This is a genomic window from Paludibacter sp. (assembly GCF_009712605.1).
Classification (GTDB): Bacteria; Bacteroidota; Bacteroidia; order Bacteroidales; family Paludibacteraceae; genus Microbacter.
On the sequence record NZ_WASO01000014.1, the window covers coordinates 76,275 to 100,447 of the forward strand.

The 24,173-nt window shown below is 42.4% G+C and carries 20 protein-coding genes; 1 reads left to right on the plus strand and 19 read right to left on the minus strand.

Going from position 1 to position 24,173, the window contains the following annotated elements; all coding sequences use genetic code 11:
* Window positions 1-224 precede the first annotated feature (224 nt).
* The 5 genes from F8N35_RS10650 to F8N35_RS10670 form a co-directional block, all read right to left on the minus strand.
* Window positions 225-2,096, minus strand: coding sequence for a TonB-dependent receptor (locus F8N35_RS10650; RefSeq protein WP_293052539.1), 1,872 nt, complete (start codon window positions 2,094-2,096; stop codon window positions 225-227).
* Between the two features lie 247 nt (window positions 2,097-2,343).
* A complete protein-coding gene (locus F8N35_RS10655) occupies window positions 2,344-3,327 on the minus strand; it encodes an aldo/keto reductase (RefSeq protein ID WP_293052541.1) in 984 nt (327 codons plus the stop codon).
* Window positions 3,328-3,408: 81 nt separating this feature from the next.
* Window positions 3,409-3,942, minus strand: a complete 534-nt coding sequence (locus F8N35_RS10660; protein ID WP_293052544.1) for a flavodoxin family protein — start codon at window positions 3,940-3,942, stop codon at window positions 3,409-3,411.
* A 1-nt stretch (window position 3,943) separates the two neighbouring features.
* Window positions 3,944-4,348: a cupin domain-containing protein gene (locus F8N35_RS10665; RefSeq protein WP_293052547.1), complete on the minus strand. Its 405-nt coding sequence runs from the start codon at window positions 4,346-4,348 to the stop codon at window positions 3,944-3,946.
* A gap of 9 nt (window positions 4,349-4,357) precedes the next feature.
* The gene (locus F8N35_RS10670; protein ID WP_293052549.1) at window positions 4,358-5,506 is read right to left on the minus strand and encodes an iron-containing alcohol dehydrogenase; all 1,149 of its coding nucleotides are present in this window, start codon (window positions 5,504-5,506) and stop codon (window positions 4,358-4,360) included.
* 189 nt (window positions 5,507-5,695) lie between these two features.
* Here F8N35_RS10670 and F8N35_RS10675 point away from each other — a divergent pair, with 189 nt between their 5' ends.
* Window positions 5,696-6,592, plus strand: coding sequence for a helix-turn-helix domain-containing protein (locus F8N35_RS10675; RefSeq protein WP_293052551.1), 897 nt, complete (start codon window positions 5,696-5,698; stop codon window positions 6,590-6,592).
* A 112-nt stretch (window positions 6,593-6,704) separates the two neighbouring features.
* Here F8N35_RS10675 and araJ read toward each other — a convergent pair whose 3' ends face one another.
* The 14 genes from araJ to F8N35_RS10745 all read right to left on the minus strand — a co-directional run bounded on the left by araJ (window position 6,705) and on the right by F8N35_RS10745 (window position 24,172).
* Window positions 6,705-7,862 (minus strand): MFS transporter AraJ, encoded by a 1,158-nt coding sequence (gene araJ, locus F8N35_RS10680; protein WP_293052553.1) that lies wholly within the window; start codon window positions 7,860-7,862, stop codon window positions 6,705-6,707.
* A gap of 17 nt (window positions 7,863-7,879) precedes the next feature.
* Complete coding sequence (locus F8N35_RS10685; RefSeq protein WP_293052556.1) at window positions 7,880-8,797, minus strand: DMT family transporter; 918 nt, start codon at window positions 8,795-8,797, stop codon at window positions 7,880-7,882.
* Window positions 8,787-9,776: an adenosine kinase gene (locus tag F8N35_RS10690; RefSeq protein WP_293052559.1), complete on the minus strand. Its 990-nt coding sequence runs from the start codon at window positions 9,774-9,776 to the stop codon at window positions 8,787-8,789. Before F8N35_RS10690 ends, F8N35_RS10685 begins: the two co-directional genes overlap by 11 nt.
* A gap of 179 nt (window positions 9,777-9,955) precedes the next feature.
* Window positions 9,956-10,360 carry a hypothetical protein gene (locus F8N35_RS10695; RefSeq protein WP_293052563.1) on the minus strand — a complete coding sequence of 135 codons (405 nt, stop codon included), beginning with the start codon at window positions 10,358-10,360 and terminating at the stop codon, window positions 9,956-9,958.
* A gap of 55 nt (window positions 10,361-10,415) precedes the next feature.
* Window positions 10,416-10,586, minus strand: a complete 171-nt coding sequence (locus tag F8N35_RS10700; RefSeq protein ID WP_293052567.1) for a hypothetical protein — start codon at window positions 10,584-10,586, stop codon at window positions 10,416-10,418.
* A 20-nt stretch (window positions 10,587-10,606) separates the two neighbouring features.
* Window positions 10,607-11,053 carry a hypothetical protein gene (locus tag F8N35_RS10705; protein WP_293052569.1) on the minus strand — a complete coding sequence of 149 codons (447 nt, stop codon included), beginning with the start codon at window positions 11,051-11,053 and terminating at the stop codon, window positions 10,607-10,609.
* Between the two features lie 246 nt (window positions 11,054-11,299).
* A complete protein-coding gene (locus F8N35_RS10710) occupies window positions 11,300-11,734 on the minus strand; it encodes a hypothetical protein (protein WP_293052572.1) in 435 nt (144 codons plus the stop codon).
* 19 nt (window positions 11,735-11,753) lie between these two features.
* Window positions 11,754-12,350 (minus strand): SEL1-like repeat protein, encoded by a 597-nt coding sequence (locus tag F8N35_RS10715; RefSeq protein WP_293052575.1) that lies wholly within the window; start codon window positions 12,348-12,350, stop codon window positions 11,754-11,756.
* 236 nt (window positions 12,351-12,586) lie between these two features.
* A complete protein-coding gene (locus F8N35_RS10720) occupies window positions 12,587-13,171 on the minus strand; it encodes a transposase (RefSeq protein WP_293052578.1) in 585 nt (194 codons plus the stop codon).
* A 235-nt stretch (window positions 13,172-13,406) separates the two neighbouring features.
* The gene (locus F8N35_RS10725) at window positions 13,407-13,892 is read right to left on the minus strand and encodes an Imm26 family immunity protein (protein ID WP_293052580.1); all 486 of its coding nucleotides are present in this window, start codon (window positions 13,890-13,892) and stop codon (window positions 13,407-13,409) included.
* Between the two features lie 193 nt (window positions 13,893-14,085).
* Window positions 14,086-18,204: a two-component regulator propeller domain-containing protein gene (locus tag F8N35_RS10730; protein WP_293052583.1), complete on the minus strand. Its 4,119-nt coding sequence runs from the start codon at window positions 18,202-18,204 to the stop codon at window positions 14,086-14,088.
* A 112-nt stretch (window positions 18,205-18,316) separates the two neighbouring features.
* Window positions 18,317-20,431 (minus strand): alpha-glucuronidase family glycosyl hydrolase, encoded by a 2,115-nt coding sequence (locus F8N35_RS10735; protein WP_293052586.1) that lies wholly within the window; start codon window positions 20,429-20,431, stop codon window positions 18,317-18,319.
* Between the two features lie 83 nt (window positions 20,432-20,514).
* Complete coding sequence (locus F8N35_RS10740) at window positions 20,515-21,471, minus strand: glycoside hydrolase family 43 protein (protein ID WP_293052589.1); 957 nt, start codon at window positions 21,469-21,471, stop codon at window positions 20,515-20,517.
* Between the two features lie 703 nt (window positions 21,472-22,174).
* Window positions 22,175-24,172: a RagB/SusD family nutrient uptake outer membrane protein gene (locus F8N35_RS10745; protein ID WP_293052592.1), complete on the minus strand. Its 1,998-nt coding sequence runs from the start codon at window positions 24,170-24,172 to the stop codon at window positions 22,175-22,177.
* Between the last annotated feature and the right edge of the window lies 1 nt (window position 24,173).

The following is a 24,173-nucleotide window of genomic DNA, read 5'->3' on the forward strand; positions in this document are numbered from 1 at the left end:
TTTTATTTTTAACAAAAAAATAAAAACGTCGGGTTTTGTAATGCTATCTTTGGTTTTCTAAGCAATCAAACGCGCTGTTCATCGTAGCGTGTAAAGCAGATTGGAGTTCGGCGTATGGCTCTGCCTACGCCGAACCGGGGTTCCTGACAAAAAATCAAGATGACTTCAGTAAATAATTTTGACGACTACCAGATTAAGAAATTTGGTAAACGGAGAATCAACATCTAAAATTTCAGATTAAAGCCTCCCATGGCAGTTGCTTTGGGCATGGTGAAACCGGCGTTGATTTCGTAATGTTGTGCCAACAGGTTTTCTCCGCGAACAAACAGGCTGAACTGACGGCTCAGTTGATAACTTCCACGAAGATTCCACAGGACGAAATTCTCCCGGTTCACAGGACTGACAGAGGTATAAAGTCCGTTAATATACTGCACGCCGGTCGATACCATCCACTTACCACGGGTAAAATCCACCCCGGCAAAAAGCTTGTGTTCGGGAGCAGCCACTACCGGATATTTCATGTGTAGCCAGCTGTAGTTAGCCGAAAGCATCCATGTCTCATTAATCCGATAACTGCAACTTGTTTCTGCACCCCAATTTTCAATTTTACCGGTGTTGATATTAATCGGACGGCCGTTCTGAAACACCGTCTGAATCATATTGTCACCGTTGATATAAAACAGGTTAATGCCATAGGACAATGCATTACTGAGCAGTCGCTGTGACCACGAAACCTCATAGTTCATCATTTTTTCGGGCAATAAATTCGGGTTTTGAGGAGGGAACATATACAATTCGCGAATGGTCGGGTTGCGGAACCCTTTACTTACCAATGCTTTCAGTTCGGCAGTCTGTGGCAGATGCAATGACACCCCTGCCTGAGGTACCAACTCTGTGCCGGTGACCGAAAAATGATCGACCCGCAAACCTGCATCCAGTGTAATCTGCGAACCAAGCGTTTGGCGAACGTCGGCATATCCGGCCACTTCTTCTTCAACTTTATCGGCAATATTAGTGCTGCTGCTTGTAAACTGATTCCAGGCCTTCCCTCCGACATTCTGATAGTCAATACCTACCGTTATCCGGTTGCCCGTAAAGAAGCTTGCACTCTGATACCAGTTGATTCCGTACAAGCGATCGTTGGAATGAAACAGGTAGGCTGGGGGAGTGTTACCGGCATAATAACCGTCATTGATTTTGTGATTACCCCAGTTGTAATAAAACATGAATGCCCCGGAAGTGTTGCTGTAATTATTTTCAAGGGAAAGCGACGACATGCCGCGGGTTATGTGAGAATCATTGTTCAGAATAGGTTTGGTAACCGTGCCCGGATTAGAGGCGTTGAAATGAGTGACGTTCACATCGGCATACAGTTTCCATTGGTTACTGAAATCATATCCCATTTTAGCGAAACCGCTCAATTGCTCAAATTCCATGTTAGCACGGTGCCCGTCACTGCGATTGTACGAAACGGAAGCAACACTGTTGAAACGTCCTTTTTTGACAATGTTGGATGCTTCTGTCATCAGCGTGTTGAACGACCCGTAACCCATCTGAATGTTGTTTTTTACACCATCTTCCTGCGACTTTCGGGTAACTATATTGATGACACCTCCCATGGCATTGGATCCGTACAACACCGACGCCGGCCCGCGTAACACTTCCACCTTGTCGGCAAGTAATGACTGGTAAGCATCTGCCAGCGGATGCCCCATTAAGCCCATGTATTGCGGGTGACCGTCGATAAGCACCAACAGTTCGGTGGTGGGGCTTCCCCCAATACCGCGCAGACTCATTCCTCCGGCAGCTCCGGTCGAAACACCGTAACCCATGATGCCACGGCTGGTGGTAAACAATCCCGGAACCTGTTCGGTCAGTATAGGTAGCAATGATTGCTCGTACCTCTGACTAATTTGCTCCCGGTTCACCACCGAAACGCTCATGGGTAAATAACGCTTGTCGGTTTCATTTTTGGTACCAGTTACGACTACTTCATCAATTGTGTAATGCTTTGAAACACTGGTTGTATCTTTTTCAAGTGCTGAAACGGACACAAACGAACTGCATATTAAAATACCGGTTAATAAATTTCTCATTCTTAAGTGGCTTTACTCCATTCTGTTTTTTGCGCAAATTTCGGCCAAAGATAAGATTTACTCCGCATTTCCATCCATTAATCTGATATAAATTACGCATCAAAATTAACGAACGATCTATATTGCCAACAACAAAGCTGTCGTATTCAAACAATAAATGGAGATGTGCAGATGCCGGTAGCGCATTTGAAATAAAATACATTACCGGCATCCCTTTGTTCTTTTGGACTATTGTTCTGTCAAGAAGCTATCTGTCAATCATTTTTGCATTGGCAGGAGTGTATCTGTCACCCTTTATATCAATTTTAGAGACAGCTTCTTCAATCCGTTGTAAATCGCCCACTGTTAACTCCACATCAACAGCTCCGATATTTTCGTTGAAACGATGCAATTTAGTCGTTCCGGGAATGGGAACAATCCACGGCTTCTGAGCCAAAATCCAGGCCAAAGCTATTTGCGCCGGAGTAGCTTCTTTTTCAGCTGCGATACTGATCACCAAATCAACCAATGCCATATTAGCTGCACGATTTTCGGTAGAAAAGCGAGGGGCAGTGTTGCGGAAATCGTTTGCTTCAAAAGTGGTGTCTGTCTTAATTTTGCCAGTCAGAAAACCCCTGCCTAATGGACTGAAAGGAACGAAGCCAATGCCCAACTCTTCCAGTACAGGCATTATTTCATCTTCCGGTTCACGCCAAAACAGAGAGTATTCGCTTTGCAAAGCAGTTACAGGTTGAACGGCATGAGCCCGGCGAATCGTTTTTACTCCGGCTTCCGACAATCCAAAATATTTGACCTTGCCCTCTGTAATCAAATCGCCGACCGTACCGGCCACATCTTCTATAGGCACTTCAGGATCTACCCTGTGTTGATAAAACAGATCGATAGCGTCCACCCGCAGGCGTTTTAATGATGCCTCACATACTTCGCGGATATGTTCCGGTCGGCTATTGAGTCCTCCGGTAATAGCCCCCAGGTTGAAGCCGAATTTAGTGGCAATGACTACTTCGTTTTTGAATGGTTCCAAGGCTTCACCAACCAATTCTTCGTTGGTAAAAGGACCATACACTTCGGCAGTATCGAAGAAAGTAATGCCACTTTCCACGGCCTTGTGTATCAGGTTGATCATCTCTTTTTTATCGGGTACTACACCGTAACCGAAACTCATACCCATGCACCCTAATCCCAATGCAGAGATTTCGGGGCCGTTTTTTCCTAATATTCTGGTTTGCATAATTTGTGTTGTTTTGTAGGTTCAAATATAATTGACTATTCTGATTTTAATCGGAATTATTTTTCTGATAAGCAGTTCGGTTTATAAAGATGCTCCCATGCGATAAGCTTCATCCATTACAGACTTACCCTTAACCTCTCCTTTTTGCCATACGCCAGTACCATAAATCACTCCCTTTTCGGTAGCCCCATTCAGGCAATCGGTAAAGCCCCGAAACGATTCCAGCGTTCTCTCCAACGAGTTTTTGTTGCCATCGGCAGCAGTCATGATAAAGCAAAACTCTTTGTTGCTAATTTCTGTATAACGTGCGCAACAACGGTCAATCAGGGTCTTTATCTGTCCGTTCAATGAATAAAAATAGACCGGAGTCGCCATTACAATCACATCGGTAGCAATCATCTTCGCCAGGACTTCGGTCATGTCGTCCTTCTGCGAACAAACCCGCTTATCGTAACACACACCGCAACCGGTACAATAATGGATATTTTTATCCTTTACGTAGATTTTCTCGGTCTGATGTCCTGCCGATTGTGCGCCCTCCATCAAACGGTCGCACAACAAGTCAGAATTGCCACCCTTACGCGGACTTCCCGACAGTATCAATACTTTCTTCATTTTATCCCTGTTTTAATGCATTACGATACTCATCATCGCTAACCGGTTCGTGCCAGGTAACCTGATTTCTGCTTGCTTTTGGAGTAATCCCTACATGCACAAACTCGCTTGCGGCAGTTGCTCCATGCCAGTGCAATATATTGGGTTTAATTTCCACCACATCACCGGCTTTCAGTAATTGTGCCGGCTTTCCTTTCTCCTGATAATAACCTTCTCCCGAAGTGCATAATAGCAATTGTCCTTCGGAATGTTCGTGCCAATAGTTGCGGCATCCGGGTGCGAAGGTAACATTATAACTCAGCAGATCATAAGTAGCAACGTCTGTAATCAGCATCTCCACCCAGGCATCTCCGGTGAAATAAGCAGGAGCTTTTTGTCCTTTTGGAAAGATTTCGTTTTTGTTCATTACTGTAAATTACTTTGCATTTTCCAATACCGTACGAATCATATCCGGTGTATAAAGCGCGGTAGCTCCCCACATAGCTGCTACTGCCGATAGTTTTTCCACCAGCATCGGGATGTCGCTTTCGGAAATATTACCCTCTTTCAAAGTAACCGGAGCACCGATTTTCGAATACCAGTTTTTCAGGGCTTCGATACCGGCATCGGCACCTTCTACATTGAACATATTGCGGGCAAATTGTTCAAAACGGTCGGGCAGGTTATTCTTTTGCCATTGCATCCAGGCAGGCATAACAATTGACAAACCTGCGCCATGTGCAATGTTGTATTCGGCAGAGAGCGTATGTTCCAGAAAATGGGTGTCAAAACGATTGCCGGCTACCCCACAGAATGTCGTGAAGTTTAATGCTTGTGTAGCCGCCCATGCAAATTCGGCACGTGCTTCGTAATTGCCTGCATCTGTCAATAAAATTTCGGTGGTACGCATCACTGTTTTCAAAAGGTTTTCAACGTATCCAGCCATGTATTCAGGTAGATACGTTGCCGAAAGGTACATATCCAGACTGTGAGCGAAAATGTCGGATGCAGAATAAGCCAAATAGTCGTTGGAAACGGTAGCCTGTAATTCCGGATTGATAACCGAAACCGTCGGAAAGGTTTCCGGCCCGGCCAGACTGAGCTTTTGTTTGGTTTGGTCGTTGGTAACTACCGCATAGTTGTTCATTTCGCTACCGGTAGCGGCCAGAGTCATAATGTCGAAAATCTTCAAAGCTTTTTGCGGTTCTGCCTTATGAAGGAAGAAATCCCATACGTCGCCGTCGTATTTAGCACCGGCTGCAATCGTTTTGGACGAATCGAGCACCGAGCCTCCGCCAACAGCCAGTACAGCTTCCAGACCTTTGTTTTTGGCAATTTCAATTCCCTCACATACTTTACTCAGCAGAGGATTGCTCTGTACGCCCCCAAGTTCTTCAAAGTTGATACCATTTTCGGCTAACGATTTGGTTACGGTAGAAAAAAGTCCGCTCTTTTTAATGCGGTCCGAACCATACACGATCAATACTTTCGACACACCATATTCTGCAATGTATTTACCGATATTTGCCTCTTTCCCTTTTCCGAATTCAATGCGGGTCGGGTTGTAATAATTAAAGTCGTTCATAAGTTTTTTGTTATTTGTTTGATTTTGCAATTCATTTAATCTTTTCGACGCTGCAAAATTACGGGTAGAAAACGGCCCGTCATTTATACGAATTACTGATGTTTATACCATTTTTACTTATAGTGATCCGGGGAGATTCTTTATTGGATTCAGGGAGTTATCTTTGCATCAAATTTAATGCAAATTGCTATGGACGAGTTAACAAGAATAGAAGATATTTCGAAATATAATGCCATGCTGGGATTGGAAACATTCCATCCTTTAGTAGCCGTGATTGATTTTTCTAAATCGAAGCAGATATGTCAGATGCGCCGCTATATGGGACTGTATACCATGTTTTTGAAAGATGTAAAATGTGGGGATATCAAGTATGGCCGTAACTATTACGACTATCAGGAAGGCACACTGGTGTTTGTCGCGCCGGGGCAGGTGATGGAGGTGGAAAATAGTGGTGAGATCATTCAACCGAAAGGGTGGGCGCTGGTGTTTCATCCCGATTTGATTCATGGTACTTCGCTTGGACAGCATATCAAGGATTATACCTTCTTTTCCTATGAGGTGTACGAGGCGCTTCATCTTTCGGAACAGGAGCGGCAAATGGTACTGGACTGTCTGCATAAGATTGACTTCGAACTTCGCCATGCTATCGACAAGCACAGCAAAACCTTAATTGTGAACAATATTGAATTGTTGCTCAATTATTGTATTCGCTTTTATGACCGGCAGTTTATCACCCGTAGCAATGTCAACAAGGATGTGTTGATTCGCTTCGAGAAATTGCTGGATACCTATTTTCAATCGGAAACGCCTCAATTACTTGGATTGCCAACCGTAAGCTATTGCGCAGAAAAGCTCAATCTTTCAGCTAATTATCTGGGCGATCTGATTAAAAAAGAGACCGGCAAATCGCCTCAGGAGCATATTCAGCTAAAGGTGATTGATCTCGCCAAAGAGAAAGTTTTCGATACAAGCCTATCGGTTAGTGAAATTGCCTACGAGCTTGGTTTTAAGTACCCGCAGCATTTCACCCGCATGTTTAAGAAGAGTACCGGCGTATCGCCCAACGAATTCAGAAACCGCAATTAGAGAGGTCTGTGATTTAATGAATTATTTTCTTTAGTAATTTAGAAGATGTTTGAGATCAGATGAAAAACGAGATGCATGCAATGCGTCTGTACTATATGAAAAGTAGGTGAGGTTATCGTCCGTAGTGGACGAAACTATATCGTTTGTAGAAGATATAAAGCAAAAGGCATCCGGTGAAGGCAAAGGGTACGCCCACCAGGGAAGGATAACGGCAATCGAGGCCTGCATGTAATGTGAGACCTCCGCAATAGGCTCCGATGGCATTTCCCAGGTTAAAAGCAATTTGTACACAGGCAGCTCCCAGCATTTCGCCTCCTTTCGAATAGCGGATAATGAGTATTTGTTGCGGACTTGAAAGAGCGAATAGTCCGGTGGTGCATATCATCATCAGTAATACTGATAACCACGATATGGGCGACAGGAAAAAGATAAGCAGCAAGGTCGCACCTATAGAAGCCTGAGTAAGTGAACCAACTTTGGCAGGGTTGTAGCGGTCGGACAAAACGCCTCCCGTAAGATTGCCTACTACCATTCCTAATCCTGCAAGCACCATCAGAAATGTAATGATGTGTGGATCGAAACCAGATACGTCTCTCAACAGGGGATTAATGTAGCTGTACCATGCAAAAACGCCTCCGTTGCCTAACAGAACGGCTCCTATCAGCAGCCAGGGAGCAGGTGATTTCAGAAAGCGAAACTGCCCCTTGAATCCTGTATCGGGCAGGCTGGGGACACGGGGAACCCATTTCGAGATAAATAGCAGTGTGATAATACTCCAGCCTCCGATGAGTAAAAAGGTGATGCGCCATGACAGTGTTACGCTTAACCAGGTACACAGCGGAACTCCGAAGAGATTAGCGATAGTCATACCTGATACCATCAGTGCAATGGCTTGTGAACCTTTTCCTTTGTCGGCCAGCTTGTCGGAAACGATGGTGCCCACTCCGAAATATGCCCCGTGTGGAATGCCGGAAACAAAGCGGGCTAACAAAAGTAAGGAGTAGTTTGGTGCAACAGCAGCGCCCAGATTCCCGATCAGGATAAGAACAACAAGCGCTAATAGTATGTGTTTTAGTTGAAATTTGCGGGCAAGAATCAGCATGGGAGCTCCCGCGCAAACCCCAAGTGCATAGGCGGAAATCAGGTGGCCGGCCGTGTCGATACTGATGAGAAGGTCGTGAGCCACATCGGGTAATATCCCCATCATGGCAAATTCCGACATGCCCAGGCATAAAGTGCCAAATGCCAGCGCTACAATACTTTTCTTCATATCATCGTCTCACTTATTCACCTTCTCACCTTCTTGTTTAGCTGGCTGACGAATAGTCCGGCAATAACCACAACCATTCCGATAATTTGTTGAGCAGGCAATACTTCATGCAGGATAATTGCCGAGAAAATAGCTGTGAGTACCGGAAGTAGGTTGCAAAACACATTGCTACGCGCAACACCTATGCGACGTACAGCTTCGGCAAATAACACGAAAGCGATAAATGAGGCAAAGAGAGCCAAAAGCAACATGCAAACAATGGAGTCGGTACGCCACACTATTTCATGTAAATGAGGCGCTTCTATTCCAAGAAACAGTGGCAGGAAATAGAAGAATCCTATAATGTTTTGGTAGGTGACCAAAGTGACACCGTTGTAGTGAGCCGAGAGTTTTTTCAGCACCGTGGCGTAGAATATGGCCGATGTTACAGCCAGAGCTATCAGTAAAACGCCAGCAGTATCGGTAGCCGTGGCTTGATCGCTACCCACCGTGACGATGGAAATGATACCGGCAAATGATACGATAATGCCTGCAATATTTGCTTTGCTGATCTTTTCTTTCAGGATGAAATATGCCGAAAATGGAGCAAAGAGCGGAATGGTGGCAATCATCACTGAAGCAATGGTCGGACTAATTCGTTTCAATCCGTAGGTTTCGCCGATAAAATAAAGGAACGGCTCGAAAACGGCCAGCAGCAGAAACCATTTAATATCTTCGCGCCGGGGTAGCTGAAGCTGTCGGGTGAATACGCCGAACAGGAGCATCACGGCGGTGGCTACCAGTAAACGGGATTCAAGCAGCGTGATGACGGTGAACGATCGCAGGGCAATGTTGGTCCATACGTACGAAAACGACCAGAATACCATGGATAGTATAATGGCCGTGTAAATCGTTGGTTTGCTCCACTCACGGGGAGTAGCCGGTTTATTCGACATTTAAAAGCTGTTCAATCCATTTATGAATGTCACTCCAGCGTTCGTGCTGTATTTTCGGGCCGATCTCTTCCACCACACGGGCAGCCAGATATGAACCGATGCGACCGCTCATTTCGAGAGGAAGATCTTTGGCAAAGCCATATAAAAATCCGGCCGCGTAAATGTCGCCTGCACCGGTGGTATCCACACAGTTAGCTTCGAATCCCTGTACGCGAATTACATCGTCGCCGTGCTTGATGAGCGAACCCGCTTTTCCGATTTTCACTACAGCTACCGGGCAAATAGATCCCAGTTCCTGCAGAGCCTCTTCCGGTTCTTTGCCGGTAAGCGCTTTGGCTTCTTCTTCGTTGGCAAACACGATGTCAACGTTGCCGGGAATAATCTCTTTCAGAAAGTCGAGATTGGCTTCCACCACGTTGAAACTGGCAAGGTCGAGAGAAACCGTAAGACCTGCTGCTTTTGCGGTATGGATGGCTGTTCGGATTAAATCATAGTTTTGAACCAGATAACCTTCTATGTGGAAAATGCGATACCCTTCAAACAGCGAAGGAACGATATCTTTGGCTTCCAGTTCGGCGCTTGCTCCGAGATAAGTGCAGAGAGTACGTTCTCCATCATTAGAGATCATTACAAGACAGCGTCCCGATTCGTTTTCAGAAGCGAAAAGCATGGGGTTGATACCGTTGGCACGGGCATCGGCCTGATAAAATTCTCCTACTGAGTCGGGGCCTATTTTGCCTACAAATCCGGCAGGCAATCCTAAGCGAGCCACTGCGTTAAGGGTATTTGAGGCAGAACCTCCGGCTACCATGTTTTTGTTGTATTCTTCTGTGTGTCCGCTGATTCGGTTCATTGTGTCGCGGTCGATCAGTTGCATACTGCCTTTTGGCAACTCCAACTGATGAAGCAACTCGTCCGATTCGAGGATGGTTAGTATGTCTACGAGGGCATTCCCCATACCCAATATTTTGTTACTCATTGTGTTATCTTTAGTTGATCTATCTGACAAAAACGGCACAAAGGTAACAAAAATTAGTGGCATTTTGTTGATTGCCAGCAAAGAATAAAATCAAGTTCAGGGTGTGACGTGACGAATGCACGATGACATCGGCAAAAATCAGTTTATATCATTTATCATTAACCATTAACAACTAATCATTACCCATTAACCATTACTCGTGATTTTACCAATGCATGGATGTTCTGCAAGCCGAGTATGATGCGTCTCAGTTCGTCACCTTTAGGCGTTTTGTATCCGAATCCGTCAATAGAACAGATAGATTCGAAACGATTAATCAACCGGCAGGTTTCCTGCATTTCAGGCGTCAGTTCAGGCTCTACCTCTTTTGCCTGCTTGTAGAGGGCTACTGGCATGTGGTGTTCTGCTATTTCGTCGTAATGCGACAGTAGTGCAACAAAGAGCTTTTCGCAACACATCACGGCGATACTGTAGAGCAAATCGTTGTCGAACCGGCTTTTGCGTTCCAATGTTTTCGATAGCGTCGCGAGGTATTTTTCTCCTTCCTGAAAGAGGTCAAGCGTATTGTCTTTGAGTTTAAACATAGTGAGGCTTATTACAATTTACAAATCTGATTTTTAGGCTGAAATTATCTACCTATTAGCAATATTTGTACAGATACATAAACTGTGCCATGGTTGTAATAGTCATATATTCAGGATTATGGTAGAAAGAAAGTGTAGGAAGGAGAGGCTGATTCTCACAAAAATGTAGACTGGCTACATCTTCTTTTACAAAAATGTAGCAACCTGCTACGACTGTCAGTTTCATATAAGGGCAGACAGTTTACATTACAGACTCTTAAAATGGGGATTATAAAATCCAGAGTGTTTTTTTATCATTTGGACTAAGACCCCATTATCTTTCATTACAACACCATTTAATGAAATGCACCAATACCCAATAAGTAATGTATCAGCCTTATGCGAGGTTGGATAATGAACAATACATTGCATATTTGTCTTGCAATTCTCAGGTATAGCCTCTTTTTTCATTGGAGAAAGTGTTTTTAACTGGCTAATAATAGAGTCGCAAACATCTTTTTCTGAAATAGTTACCTTTATCAAGTATTCAGGATGCTCTCCACTGATTACAGATTCCCATGAAGGGCCAGTAATAGATTCAATGGAGTAATTCTGATAATTGACCTCAATTATTGGAGAGGAATTTTTTTTATGGCACCCATAGCAAGTAAAGCCTAATGCTACAACTGTAACTATTGAATATATTAGCTTCATTTTACTATTATTTGTATATTAGGATTGACAGATAACTAAAATGTTTTTGTTTCAATTGTCTCTGTTTTGAGTAAACTTTTTCTTCCCCTGCTGCCGCACGGGTCCTCTCGTGAGGCCGTGCCGTGCATGCTTTGTTTTGCCGCTCGGCTGTTACTGTTTCGTTTTTGTTTTACCGTATGGTTTGGTCACACAATACGCTGCGCTAATTGTGCGGCAGCAGGGGCAAAGCCGATAGGACGATGACTTTTATCGAATATATTGTTTCTTTAAAATATCTTTTGCCTGTTGGTTGCCTCGTTTAGCAGCTTCTTTCAAATAAAACATCGCCATTTGGCCTGATTTAGGATCAAAACGGCTTAAATCATAGATTGCTGCATTTTTATCGTCGTCATTAAATGCATGCCAAAAGCAAAGGTAAACATCCATATAGGCCTGAGTATAATGATATTTATTGGCCATCATCATGGAGTAGAATATAACTTCGTATAATTCTCCTTTCTGTTTGTAAAGTTCTTTTACCAATTCATAGGCTTTAATATTTCCCTGAGTTATTTGCTTATGTAGCGCATCCGATTCTATTGAGTGAACACAACAGGTTGTTGTTTCTACAATTTGTTTTTTCTTTGGCTGACAGCCGATAAAGCAAAGAAAAAGTAGTAAGTAAAGAATTCTTGTCGTCATAATAAGATAGATTTACAGCTCAATAGAGCTTAAATTTCAAGAAATCACCTTTACTGGATATAGATTCCACACCACGATCTGTTGTGCTATCTGATCCACTTACGGCTTTAATTAATAATTCATTGCCTAATTGGGTATCCTTTTTTACTCCATTCCCATACAAATAGTAGCTTCCCAATCGCTCTTCCGCTATGAACATTTTGCTTTCTGCCGATTCTTTCAAAAAACCTAATGCTTGTTGCCTGCTGATTTCATCTAAAGCATTGAAGTCCATCAAAGCTTCTGATTCATGTCCTTTTAATGTAGGATAGTTTGGTTCATATGTTTGAAAAGCATCAATTAAATACGATTTTCTTCCAAATTTGTTCCCCATAATCAATGAATAGATAAATCTTTGTTCTTTAGAACAATGAGAAAATATGAGTGCGTACACGTAAGGATTGCCGGTTTGAATAAACAGCCGCTTTAATTGATGATCGGACAACTTATTGAAGTACTCTGTATTCACGCACAAGGTATCGCCTTCTATGAAAACTTGATTCAACTCTTTTCCTTTGTGGAGTTTGCATCCAGATAGGCTGATACATAACAGGAGTAAGACTGTTATTCGTTTCATGTTATTGTGATTTATCAGATTAATTACTATTAGGAAGGTTATTTCCAAGGTTTTTTTAAGTAAATCATAATTCTCCCGTTCCGCCGGATTTAGCTATCGCTGATATTTAATTGCAATCCGATGACGGAATCGAGTGTGAGGATTTGGAATCCAATACTTTCCAAAATTCCCCCGTTCGGCGTAGGCTCCGCCTACGTCGTTGCTAAAAGGAAAGCTCCTGCTTTCCAAGTTCAAACCTATTTCAGTCCTCTCATCAATGGCAATCTTTCTATGGTCATGTATAGCGGGGCAACATCAATCACACAAGAGCAACCGGCAAATGCACGTGCACTTGAATACAAATAATCTTCAGGACGCTCAACAATAGCTGCTCTCACCGGATTGTTATGGATATAGTTGACTTTTTGATCGATGAAGGCGTTGCTATAAATCAATTCGGCATGATTCTCATGTGTCCATATCTGATATTTTTCATTTCGTTTGTGTTGCTTGGCGGCAAACTCAAAGATATTGAGCATCCATTCACGCCGACTCTCCGGCTCGGATTCAATAGCGGCAAGCATTTGTTTTGCCGTGAAACTCTTAAACTCTCGTATGGTATCGCTCAATTTTCCGATATTACTACGAGCCAGTAAATGTACATGGTTGCTCATGATTACGAAGACGTAGATTTCGAATCCTTTTTTCTCTTGACAGTAACGCAAGCTATCAATAACAATGTCCCGATAAACCAGCCGGGTAAAAAGATCAACCCAATTTACTATTTGAAAAGTCAAATAATGCAGCGCATCCTGTTCCTTTATTTTATAGCCGGTACTCATCAATTTTACATTTTATCTTTGGCAAATATAGTCATTTTCAATAATCAAAAAAGCGACAGCTTATTGCTATCGCTTTTCTATTCTTTTGCAAGGCCGGAGCCTTGCTTTCAGGTTCGACGTAGGCAGAGCCATACGCCGAACCCCAATCTGCTTTACACGCTACGATGAACCGGGGTAAGAGCCTTGCTTTTATGTACGCCGCAGGCAGGAACTATACGCTGAACTTTAATCTGCTTTACACGCTACGCTGAACGGGGGCATTTTTTAATACTAGGTTTTTTGGTTTTTTCGTAGAGTCTAATAACAATTGATCTAAATAATTCGGATCATACCAATCATCCCAAGGAGTTAAGGAATGATATGCATTTAAGAACTCCTCAATAATTGAAGCATCGTAGGATTTAGATCCGATCCAATTATTTTCTCTAAATTCTTCATTAGGAAATAATTTAGAATCTATTATAATGGGCTTTTTGTCTATAATTTTCCAAATGCCATAATCAATCTGTTCTCTAGTACAAGCAACCATGGAGATTAAATTTTCAACTTCATAAAAATTACTGTTATGAACATCGTCAACAGTATTGAACCTGTTTCTAAAAAAGGAACATCTTACGATATTAAACATTTGGAGATCTAATATTTGACCAACAGAAAATGTCCCATCAATCAATTTTACCACAAAAACATCTCCATTTTGCCACTTTATTTTTCTTTTCATATCCTAATAATATAATGCTGTGTACCCCCTGTTTCCCATATCCTGTCAAATGTAGCAATATTTCTTTCAAACAAAAAAGCGACAGCTTATTATGCCATCGCTTTTCTGTCTTATTACAAGTTCGTATGCTTACTTTTCTGTTCGACGTAGGCCGAGCCTCTAATCTGTTTTTCTGTTACGGTAAACAGGATAGTTATCCGATGATGTCCTTCAGAATTGGATTATCGGGATCGTTTTTATAACGTTCGATGAACTCCGAAGGTTTCATGCCGAAGAAGTCATGGAAACTGTTGGTGAAGTAGGAGTGACTTGAGAATCCTACTTTGTAGGCCACTTCCGAAATATTCACCTCGTTGTTTAGCAACAGGAAGGCGGCCTGTTTCAAACGTATGGAACGTATCATTTCGCTGGGCGAAGTGTTTATCAGTTCCTTTAATTTCCGGTTCAGGTGTACGCGGCTCAGACCAACCTCTTCGCTCAGTTTTTCCACACTGAAATCAGAATCTTCGATATTCTTCCGTATCACCTCGATGGTTTTTTCGAGCAGGCGTTTGTCTGCAGAATTTATTTTCAGGTGTTCATAGTCATAGTCAATGGGCTGGCTGTACTTCTTCTTAATAGTTTGCCGAGCTCCTATCAATTGGACTATGTTCCGTTTCAGAATATCGATATTAAACGGTTTGGTAAGATAAGTATCGGCACCACTGTCCAATCCTTCTATAATGTTCTCGTCTTTGGTTCTGGACGACAGCATGATAATGGGAATATGGTTGGTGTTAGTATTGCTTTTTATCTTGCGACACAGCTCGTTACCATCCATTTCAGGCATCACAATGTCGCTGATTACCACGTCCGGCAAAATGCTGGTAATAGCGTTCCATGCCGCTTTACTGCTGTCAAAACTTTCTACGTTGTATTGATCCGACAGTTCAATGCGAAGATAGGAGAGAATGTCCTTGTCGTCATCAACAATGACAACTGTTGGCTTGCTTTTAATCTTCTTCTGTGTTTCAGCGTCTTCGGATTTTTCCAAGATGGTAAAGTTCTCTTCGTTTCGCGACATCTTAGCCGGTTGCGAATATAAATCACCCTGCCTGCTGGTCTGGAGTTCTTTCTCCGAGAGATGATCGTAAGTGAGAGGTATCCGGATGATAAACGAGCATCCAACTTCTTCGTTTTGAGCCGAAATTGTACCGTGATGCAAATCTACCAGCTGTTTGGTAAGATGAAGGCCGATGCCGGAACCAAGGTACTCAGCCTGACTGTTTGCCTGATAAAAGCGGTCGTATATCTTGTTAATAGCTTCCTGTTTAATGCCGGGGCCGGAATCGTGAATCTTGATTTCGAAATAATACTGTAATTCGTTGGTGGCGTTCCTGTCTTCACCAGTAATAAGCTGAACGGTGATCTTTCCTCCTTCGGGTGTGAACTTGAAGGCATTCGATAAAACATTGAAAATAATCTTGTCAAAATTACTCTGGTCTACCCAAGCTGTCAGGTGTTCGTATTCGCTTTCTAGACTGAAATCTATCTGTTTGTTTTTTGCCAGATAGTCAAACGACATCATAAGATCTTTCAGGAAGAAGACAATGTCTGTCTCCTGGAAATGCATCTGCATCTGGTTGTTGTCAATTTTACGCATATCCATCAACTGGTTGATTAGCCGTAAAATACGAGCGCTGTTACGATACATCAGATTATAGAGATCTTTCTTCTGATTATCTTTTTCTTCCATTCTCAATTTATCAAGTGGACTCATAATGAGGGTGATGGGAGTCCTGATTTCGTGCGAAATATTGGTGAAAAACTGAAGTTTGGCTTCTTTGATATGTTCAGAATGTTCGCGTTCCACCTGCATTTGCTTGTCACGCATTTTTCGTTGTAACCTTTCGTACATTCGATAAATTACGGCACCCAAGATGATAAAATACAGCATGTATGCCCACACGGACTGCCACCAGGGAGGTAGGATGACAATCGTTAGCTCGGTTTCATTGTAAGAGCCCTGTAAATCGGAACTACAAGCCTGAACTTTAAATGTATACGTTCCGTGGGGTAGGTTAGTATATGTAACCAGACGATTGTCGGCACCTGTTTCTTTCCATTCCTTGTCGAACCCTTCCATTTTGTATCTATAAGTAATACTTTGAGGATGGGTAAATTCCAAGGCTACAAATTCGATTGAAAAAACGTTGTCGCTTTGTCGTAATTTAATCTCTTTTGCGTACGACACCGCTTTATCTAACTTCACCATTTTGCTCGACTCCTGGCCTACGTTTACCGATTTGTTGAATACATAAAAATTGGTGATGTATACATTCGGAACTTTGCGGGAGTGGCAAATGTTTTTGGGGTAAAAGGCGGTGACTCCGTTGATACCACCGAAATAAAGTTTTCCGTCGGCAGCTTTGAAGAAAGCTCTCCGTCTGAATTCGTCACTCTGTAAACCGTCGTAAGAGAAGAAATTAATGAATGTTTTATTTTGCAGCGAAAACTTTGCAAGACCGTGATTGGTGGTTATCCAGAGATTTTTATTGCTATCTTCAACAATGGCATTGATGAAGTTATTAGGAAGTCCGTTGGCCATGGTATAGGTCTGTACACGGCCCGATTTTCGGTCAAAAGAAAGCAGGTTGCTATTGGATCCAATCCATAATAAACCGTTGGAATCTTCGCAAAGCGAGTATATTTTAATGTTTTCAGGAAGGCCCTTTATATTGTTATAATAGTGTAGCTTTCCGGATTTATCAATCACGTTCAAACCTTTTAGCGTTCCAACAATGAGATTGCCATTCCGGTCCGATGTCATGGTGTTGATCCAGTTGTTGCTCAGTTCCGTTTGAGTACTGTTTCCTATTGTGTTTTTATAGAGAGAAATAGCTCCGGTTGTGCCATCTATTCGGTTTAATCCTCCGTCGTATGTGCCTACCCACATATTCCCTGAAGCATCTCCATAAAGACACATGATTTTATTACTTCCAATCTGATTTTGCTTCGGATAACGTTGGATACTCCGGCCTCCGGTGCATATGCATAATCCGTTGAGACTGGTGCCAATCCAAATGGTTCCTTTTTTATCCTGATATAATGATGTAATTGAATTGTCAGGAAGTGACGAGTTGGATTTTGTGAAATTAATAGTATTGCTTTGTCCTTTTGCTTTATAAAACAAACCGCTTCCATCGGTTCCGACCCACATGCCTCCATCTTTATCTATCAATATGGAATGAACACAGTTGCTGTTTTCCGATTGTGTTTGCGAACTGAACCCGTAATATTCAAATTTATTGACAAAGTTGGGAATAAAATAGATTCCTTTCTGGTATAAACCGGCCCATATATTTCCTTGGTTGTCTTCCATTATGGCACTCACATGCCAGGTGCTGTTGGAGCGGTCGTTGTTTTCGCGGGGAACAGCTTCAAAACGCTCGTTTTTAGCATCAAAAAGCATTAACCCCCGATCGTTGGTTCCCACCCAAATGCGTCCTTTAGAATCGTATAGCATTGATCTTACCGCACAATTACGGGCATCCGGAGTAGTGGCTTCTCTGACATTTCCGGTGACCTCATCGTATACAAACATGCCTCTGTTGTAGCAGCCAAGGAGTATTTTACCAGTAGATTTATCTTCTGTAATGGAGGTAATATATTTCCCTTTCAACCATTGTTTGACGGGAACGCATCTGCCTTTTTGAGTACGGTACAAAATGCAGCCTTCGGTTTCTGTTCCGATCCACATGTTGTTATGAGAATCCTGAAAGGCAGATCGAATAAATGAACTTGGTTGGTTTTTTATAGTGTTCTCTATTTGAGTTACTTTGAGGGTATGCTTATTGATACGATAAAAGCTGTGTCCTGCCGTACAAACAACAACGTTGTCTTTATCGCTGTTTAGAATAGCCGTAATATGGGGCTTTAGCAAAACATTTGTTTTTGCCTCGTAGAGCGGGAAGTTTTGGAAGCTATTGAAATTTCTGTCGTATAATTGCAATCCGCTTACAGTCCCTATCCAAAAATTGTTGCAATCGTCTTCAAAAAGAGTTTGAACGTAATTACTTTTGATGGACTTGGGGTCATCGGAATTGTGAAGAAAAGTGGAGAACTTCATCCCATCGAAGTAACTCAAGCCGTCTTCTGTTGCAATCCACACAAATCCCTTTTTGTCCTGATAGATTTGGTTTATCTGGCTGTTAGGCAGACCCGAATTTGAAGAAGTATATAAACGGGATATTTGCGCTTGTGTTTGAGAAAATGGCAAAAAGAACAATGCACTGATCATGATCAGTGGAAAAATGAGGGTGCTGCTTTTCATAAGTAGATGGTTGACAAAATCTGTGTAAAATTACACAGATTTTGGTGTATATATGCTGATTAAAAACAAAATATTCACCTGACACAATTTTGTGAGGTGAATATTTTGTTTTTTAATTATGGCTGGCCATATTTAGCTTGATCTTTTTCAGGTCATCGAGCTTGTGAACCGGAGCTTCGATGTATGGAGGTATTGGTTGTTGTGAGAATCCCTGAAAGTATAACAAGCAGGCATCTTTCCACCAAATGGCATCTTGCTCCTGAATGGCCAGTTTGGCTTTGACAGCCTCAAAACGTTCTTTGTCAACGTAAGCTTGCAAATTGTTCCAGGTGGCTTCTGATCTTCTTACATCCTTCACTCCTGCGTCATACAGATAACACAGCTCATCCCAGAGTGTTTTCCCGTCTTTCATTTTGTAGTTCCAGGGTACATGATGGAACCAAAGAAGATATTTTTCGGGGCAGGTTTCTGTTTTGTCGAACATTTCACGAAGGGGAGAGCAGTACTGTTCTACGTTATTGGTTCCGTGAGACGAACGGTCGAACCCTATTCCGTCTTCGTTTGCCTGATGATAATATTTCGGCAACCAATCGGGACGGGCATTCGGAAAGTCGCACCAGGGTTCGGGCCCGTAGTGATGTTCCCATGCAAAAAGGTGGTGCAGCCCCAATGGCATCATGTAATTTACCACAGCTTCGCGCGATGCAATCATCATATTGCTTGCAGATCTGACGAAACCAGTATCTTTGTTGAAGGTCATTTTTAACCACTCTCCGGCAATCTGTTCCGATGTGAGGTTGTGATTCCATGCCAGCCGTCCGAAAGCATACCAGTTTGCCTGAGCAAAGTGGTGACCACACCAGTTGGTATCTTCTCCAATATTGGCAACGCCGGCAATTGCCGATAGCTCTCTTTTATAGAGCGTGCCATCCGTAATGCGTGCAACAGTTGATCCTTTTCCCTGACAATAGGTGTCGCTATCAAGACATTCTTTCCAGAGAGGAGCCAGATATACCATGTGGTTCGACTGTCCCAGATACTCTTGTGTAATCTGGAATTCAGGCATTATTTTTGTCAGTTTCAAACCTCCGAAAAGTGGGCTGAATGGCTCGCGGGGCTGAAAGTCGATAGGCCCGTTTTTAACCTGCACAATCACGTTATCTCGGAACTTTCCATCGAGAGGCACAAATTCATTATAAGCTTGTTTGGCACGGTCATCATTATCAGGACTGTAGACAAAAGCTCTCCACATTATAATTCCTCCGTGAGGTTTCAATGCGTCTGCCAGCATATTGGCACCGTCTGCATGTGTGCGCCCAAAATCCTGAGGGCCGGGAAGTCCTTCAGAATTGGCTTTTACCAGAAATCCCCCGAAATCAGGAATCAGCTGGTAAATCTCATTTACCTTGTCACCCCACCATTTGATAACAGCAGGATTAAGTGGATCGGCTGTGGGCAAACCACCAATAACAGAAGGGGCTGAAAAATTAATGGATAGATATACTTTGATATGGAAAGGTCGGAAGATACCGGCAAGAATCTTTACTTTTTCAAGATAATTTTTGCGAAGGATATTCGGAGAGGCATTCACATTGTTCAGTACGCTGCCATTTATACCAATTGAAGCATTTGCACGGGCATATTCAGTATATCTCGGCGAGATTTTTGTTGGCATTTCTTCCCATTTCCAGATAGAATGACCGGCATATCCCCGTTCTATACTCCCATCCAGATTATCCCAGTGGTTTAGAATACGCACTGCATAAGATGGTTTTTCAACTATATTCAGGTTTTCAGGTAAATCATTGGTTTGGATAAGTCGCAGCAAATGATACACTCCGTATAGTAAACCGGCCTTTCCTTTAGCGGCGATAACGGTCTGATGCTTACCGTGGGTATCGAAAGATTTTATTAAATATCCTTCTTCGCCCAGCTGTTCCAGATTTTTGTTCAATCCGAAAGATTGCAGTTCTTTGCTTCCGGTGGCTCCGATCACCAGTGTTTGGTTTCCTGAGTTGTTAAAGGAAAGCTGTTTTCTGTACATTTCTTTCCATGCTTTCTGAAGTTCTTTGACAGCAAAGAGATTTTTGTCTGCATTAATGCCGGTAAAGTGTATTGGTGACGCTTTGGTCTGTCCAAAACGAAGCCAAAGTTTGCTACCGTCTTCAGCTTGTGAAAGTAAGATGGAAACGGTAAAAAGAAATATTATTGATATATATCGGGTCATGTAGAGAGTTTCTGTTTCAAAATTTCATGTTTCCAGTTAGAATCTGTAAATGCAAATACTATTGGCGTTTTTGAGGATTATAATTATTTCCCGTCGATTGTTTTTATAGTTCCGTCGGCATTGTATTCCAGTTCTGTCACCTTGATGCTTCGTAACCATGTCTTGCCTCCGGACGGTACGCTATCGTGGTGGAACAGGTACCATTTCCCCTGAAATTCAACGATAGAGTGGTGAGTTGTCCATCCCACAACAGGAGTGAGTATAACCCCTTTGTAAGTAAACGGTCCGTAAGGATTATCTCCTATGGCGTAACACAACAAATGAGTATCGCCGGTAGAGTAGGAGAAATAATATTTGCCGTTGTACTTGTGCATCCAGGGCCCTTCAAAATAGCGGCGACTGTTATCTCCGGCTTTCAGGGGCTCTCCGTTTTCATCAAGAATTACGACATCACGGGGCTCTTCAGCGAATTCAAGCATGTTGTCGCTCAGTTTGGCAACACGGGCAAATAAAGCAGGTTCATCATCAGCCGGTAAAGCAGGATTTTCAATGGCTTTGTTGTTGTGGTAGCGTTGTAGTTGCCCTCCCCATAATCCGCCAAAATAGATGTAATAATCATTGTCATTATCTTGCAATACAGCCGGATCTATAGAGAAACTTCCTTTGATAGGATCGCTTTGCGGAACGAAAGGGCCTTCGGGTTTATCGCTTACTGCTACGCCAATACGAAAAATGTCGTTTTTGTCTTTCAAAGGAAAATAGAGATAGTACTTTCCGTTTTTGCAGGCGGCATCCGGAGCCCAAAGCTGACGCCCCGACCAGGGGATGTCTTTTACATCCAAAACAACTCCATGGTCGGTCACTTCTCCATCGATAGAGTCCATTGAGAATACGTGATAATCACGCATGTCGAAATGATCGCCATTGTCATTTTCCGGGATACCCGATTCAATGTCGTGGGAGGGATAGATATAAATTTTGCCGTTAAACACGTGAGCCGAAGGATCGGCAGTATATAGATGATCGACTAAGTAACGCATAGGTTTGATGTTTTTGAGTGAGAAAAATATTTTGATTTGCCCAAATGTCTATCGATACATGATATCTTAGCTTTAAGTCTCTGGTAAAAATGTAAGTAACCGCAGAGACATTTTATATGGATTTAGGGTTTGCTGTTTGCCATCTTCCGTCTTCAAGAATCACAGCGCTTTTGTTTTAAATTATATTTTAGAAGGGCTGTAAAACAGCATATATAGTTGTTGATTGAACTTTCAATTTCAGATTTGTAGATAGGCCTCACCCAATGAACGGGGAGTTCCTTGTTCGATTGTCCGTAATAAAATCGGGCGTCGCCGAACATAATATTTTTAATTGTGATGGAGTTTCCCCGTTACAGATATAGAGTAGGGATCTCCGGCTTTTAACGGGTCAGAAAAGGCTGACCATTTGCAGTTTGAATTGGTAATGGTTTTGTTTGCGTGTTTACCAATGGCACAAGAGTCATTGTTTGGAGGTGTATCCAGCCCGTACGTTCACACGGGAATTTTTTAAGCACCAAGCCGTCTTTTATTAGTTTGGAATTTTATCAGGGCGTTTGATGGTTATGCTTACTAACATGAGATTAAGATCAGGTAAAAAGAGCGTTTGAATTTCACGTAGAGAGGTTAGGTTTGTGATGGTTAGAAAAGAAGACTCTCTCCATAAAGGAAAGAGTCTTCGTGTCTATAAAAAACAATCGTTCAATTAATAACTTGGATTCTGATAAGCTGCTTTTTCAGTAGCTGTCATATCCATACCATCTATTTGTCCTTGAGGAATTGGATCCAAATAATTTGCGGGCAAAATTGTACGTGTTACTGATTGAATCGTATGATCACCGATTGCGGTTCCACATATTTGATAACTACCAGCAATGTCAACCCAAGTTTGCGTACGTCTTAAATCGAAGATACGATAACCTTCTCCATAATACTCACGAGAACGTTCTGCCAAAATGTAATTGATATCTATTGTTGCTGGCGTTGCGGCTACCATAGCAGCACTGTTATCTGCAACTAATGTAGCATTTTGAGCATTGCTAAATTTCCATTTTCCGGCACGAGCACGAATTACATTGATCAGTCCTCTTGCGGTTCCATCATTTGCATAAGGCCCTGTAATGGCTGATGTTGTTGCACCTTTCACCGCAGCTTCTGCAGCTATGAAAAACAGTTCGGAGAATTTCATGATCGGGAAAGGACGAGTGCTTCCTGCATTTGGATTTCCTAGTGTAGTACCATTGTCAGTACGATATGGGCCTAACTTCCAAATGCCAGGATAAACAATTCTACTTATTGCGCTCGGTCCTATTACATAATCTGCTCTACCAGGCATTACACCAGCACCGACATTACTTATACCGGCAGTTTTTGAAGCAGGATAAACAATACTTGGATCATCCGTGTTCAGGAATGAAAGTATTGGGGCTCCCGGTAAAACAGTCATGCCATTTGCATTAATTAAAGATGAATTAGTAACACCACCTAAAGGCCAATTGCCATGGTAAACAGTTGTAAATGTTCCATCGTAACGAGAGTCGTTCGTCTTGTCAGCAAAGGTATTCGTAAACACACCAATAGGAGGAGCCATACGTACCCATGGACGTCCTAAGTCTTGAGTAGATGCACGTTGAACTGAACTTATACTATATGATTTGCCATCAGCCGAACTTCTGATATTTGGATAATTCCAAGTCAACATCCAGCTTGCAAAGTTGTCAGGAGCGCCACCACTACCATAAGTAAGGCTACTTACGTTATATTGTGCACTTGCTTGTGTGTGGTCTGCATAGAGCATCATTTCGTTGTTTCTATCATTTGCCCCTGCATTTACATCGTAGTATGTTGCCTGTAAGCCATAAGATCCTGGATTAGCAATGGCAGCAGAAGCAATATTGTAAGCTTGCTGGAAATACCATGCAGCTGTTTGCCCATTGGGGTCAGTTCTGTCACATACTGGGTATGTGGGAATGTTTTTAGGATTTTGAAGCCACCAGCCGTAAGTCAGATAAGCTTTGGCCAATAACAATTGAGCAACTTGTTTGGTTACAGTTCCCGTCAGACGTTGTTTTGCCGGTAATTGGTTTACAGCTTTTATCAAATCAGGAAATATACATTTAGTATAAACCTCTGGCACTGTGTTGCGTACTGAATATCTAACAGGATTGATATTGAACTTAAGAGCTCCAGCACCCAAATCCAAAGGTACTCCGCCATATCTTTGTACTAGCAGAAAATAGTCGAATGCACGGAAAAAATTGGCCTCAGATACCAGTGAACTTGGGATCGTGTCTGACGATCCATGTTTGCTGGCATTAACTAATGCTGCATTTTCAATAATGCCATTAGCAGTATTGATATTAGAAAATACAGTTCCCCACAATATAGCGATTGGATAAGTTTGAGCATTAAATGTTGCTGCACCAGAATAGTCCATAGCAGTGAAGTTTCCATCTGCACTAGCGCCCCAGGTTGCTTCATCAGTTCCGGTCTCACAAGCATTATAATAATAAGCTTGTCCGTACAAATTGCGAAGGTTAGCGTATAGTGATGTTATACCTCCCGTAACACCTGCTTGTGTTTGGAAATATGAAGGTGTAAAAATGCTGCGTGGATCTTCTGTTAAAAGATCGGAGGAACATCCCACCAGAAACATCGAAAATAGGGCGGTTCCTATTAAAGTTTTTATATATTTACTTTTCATT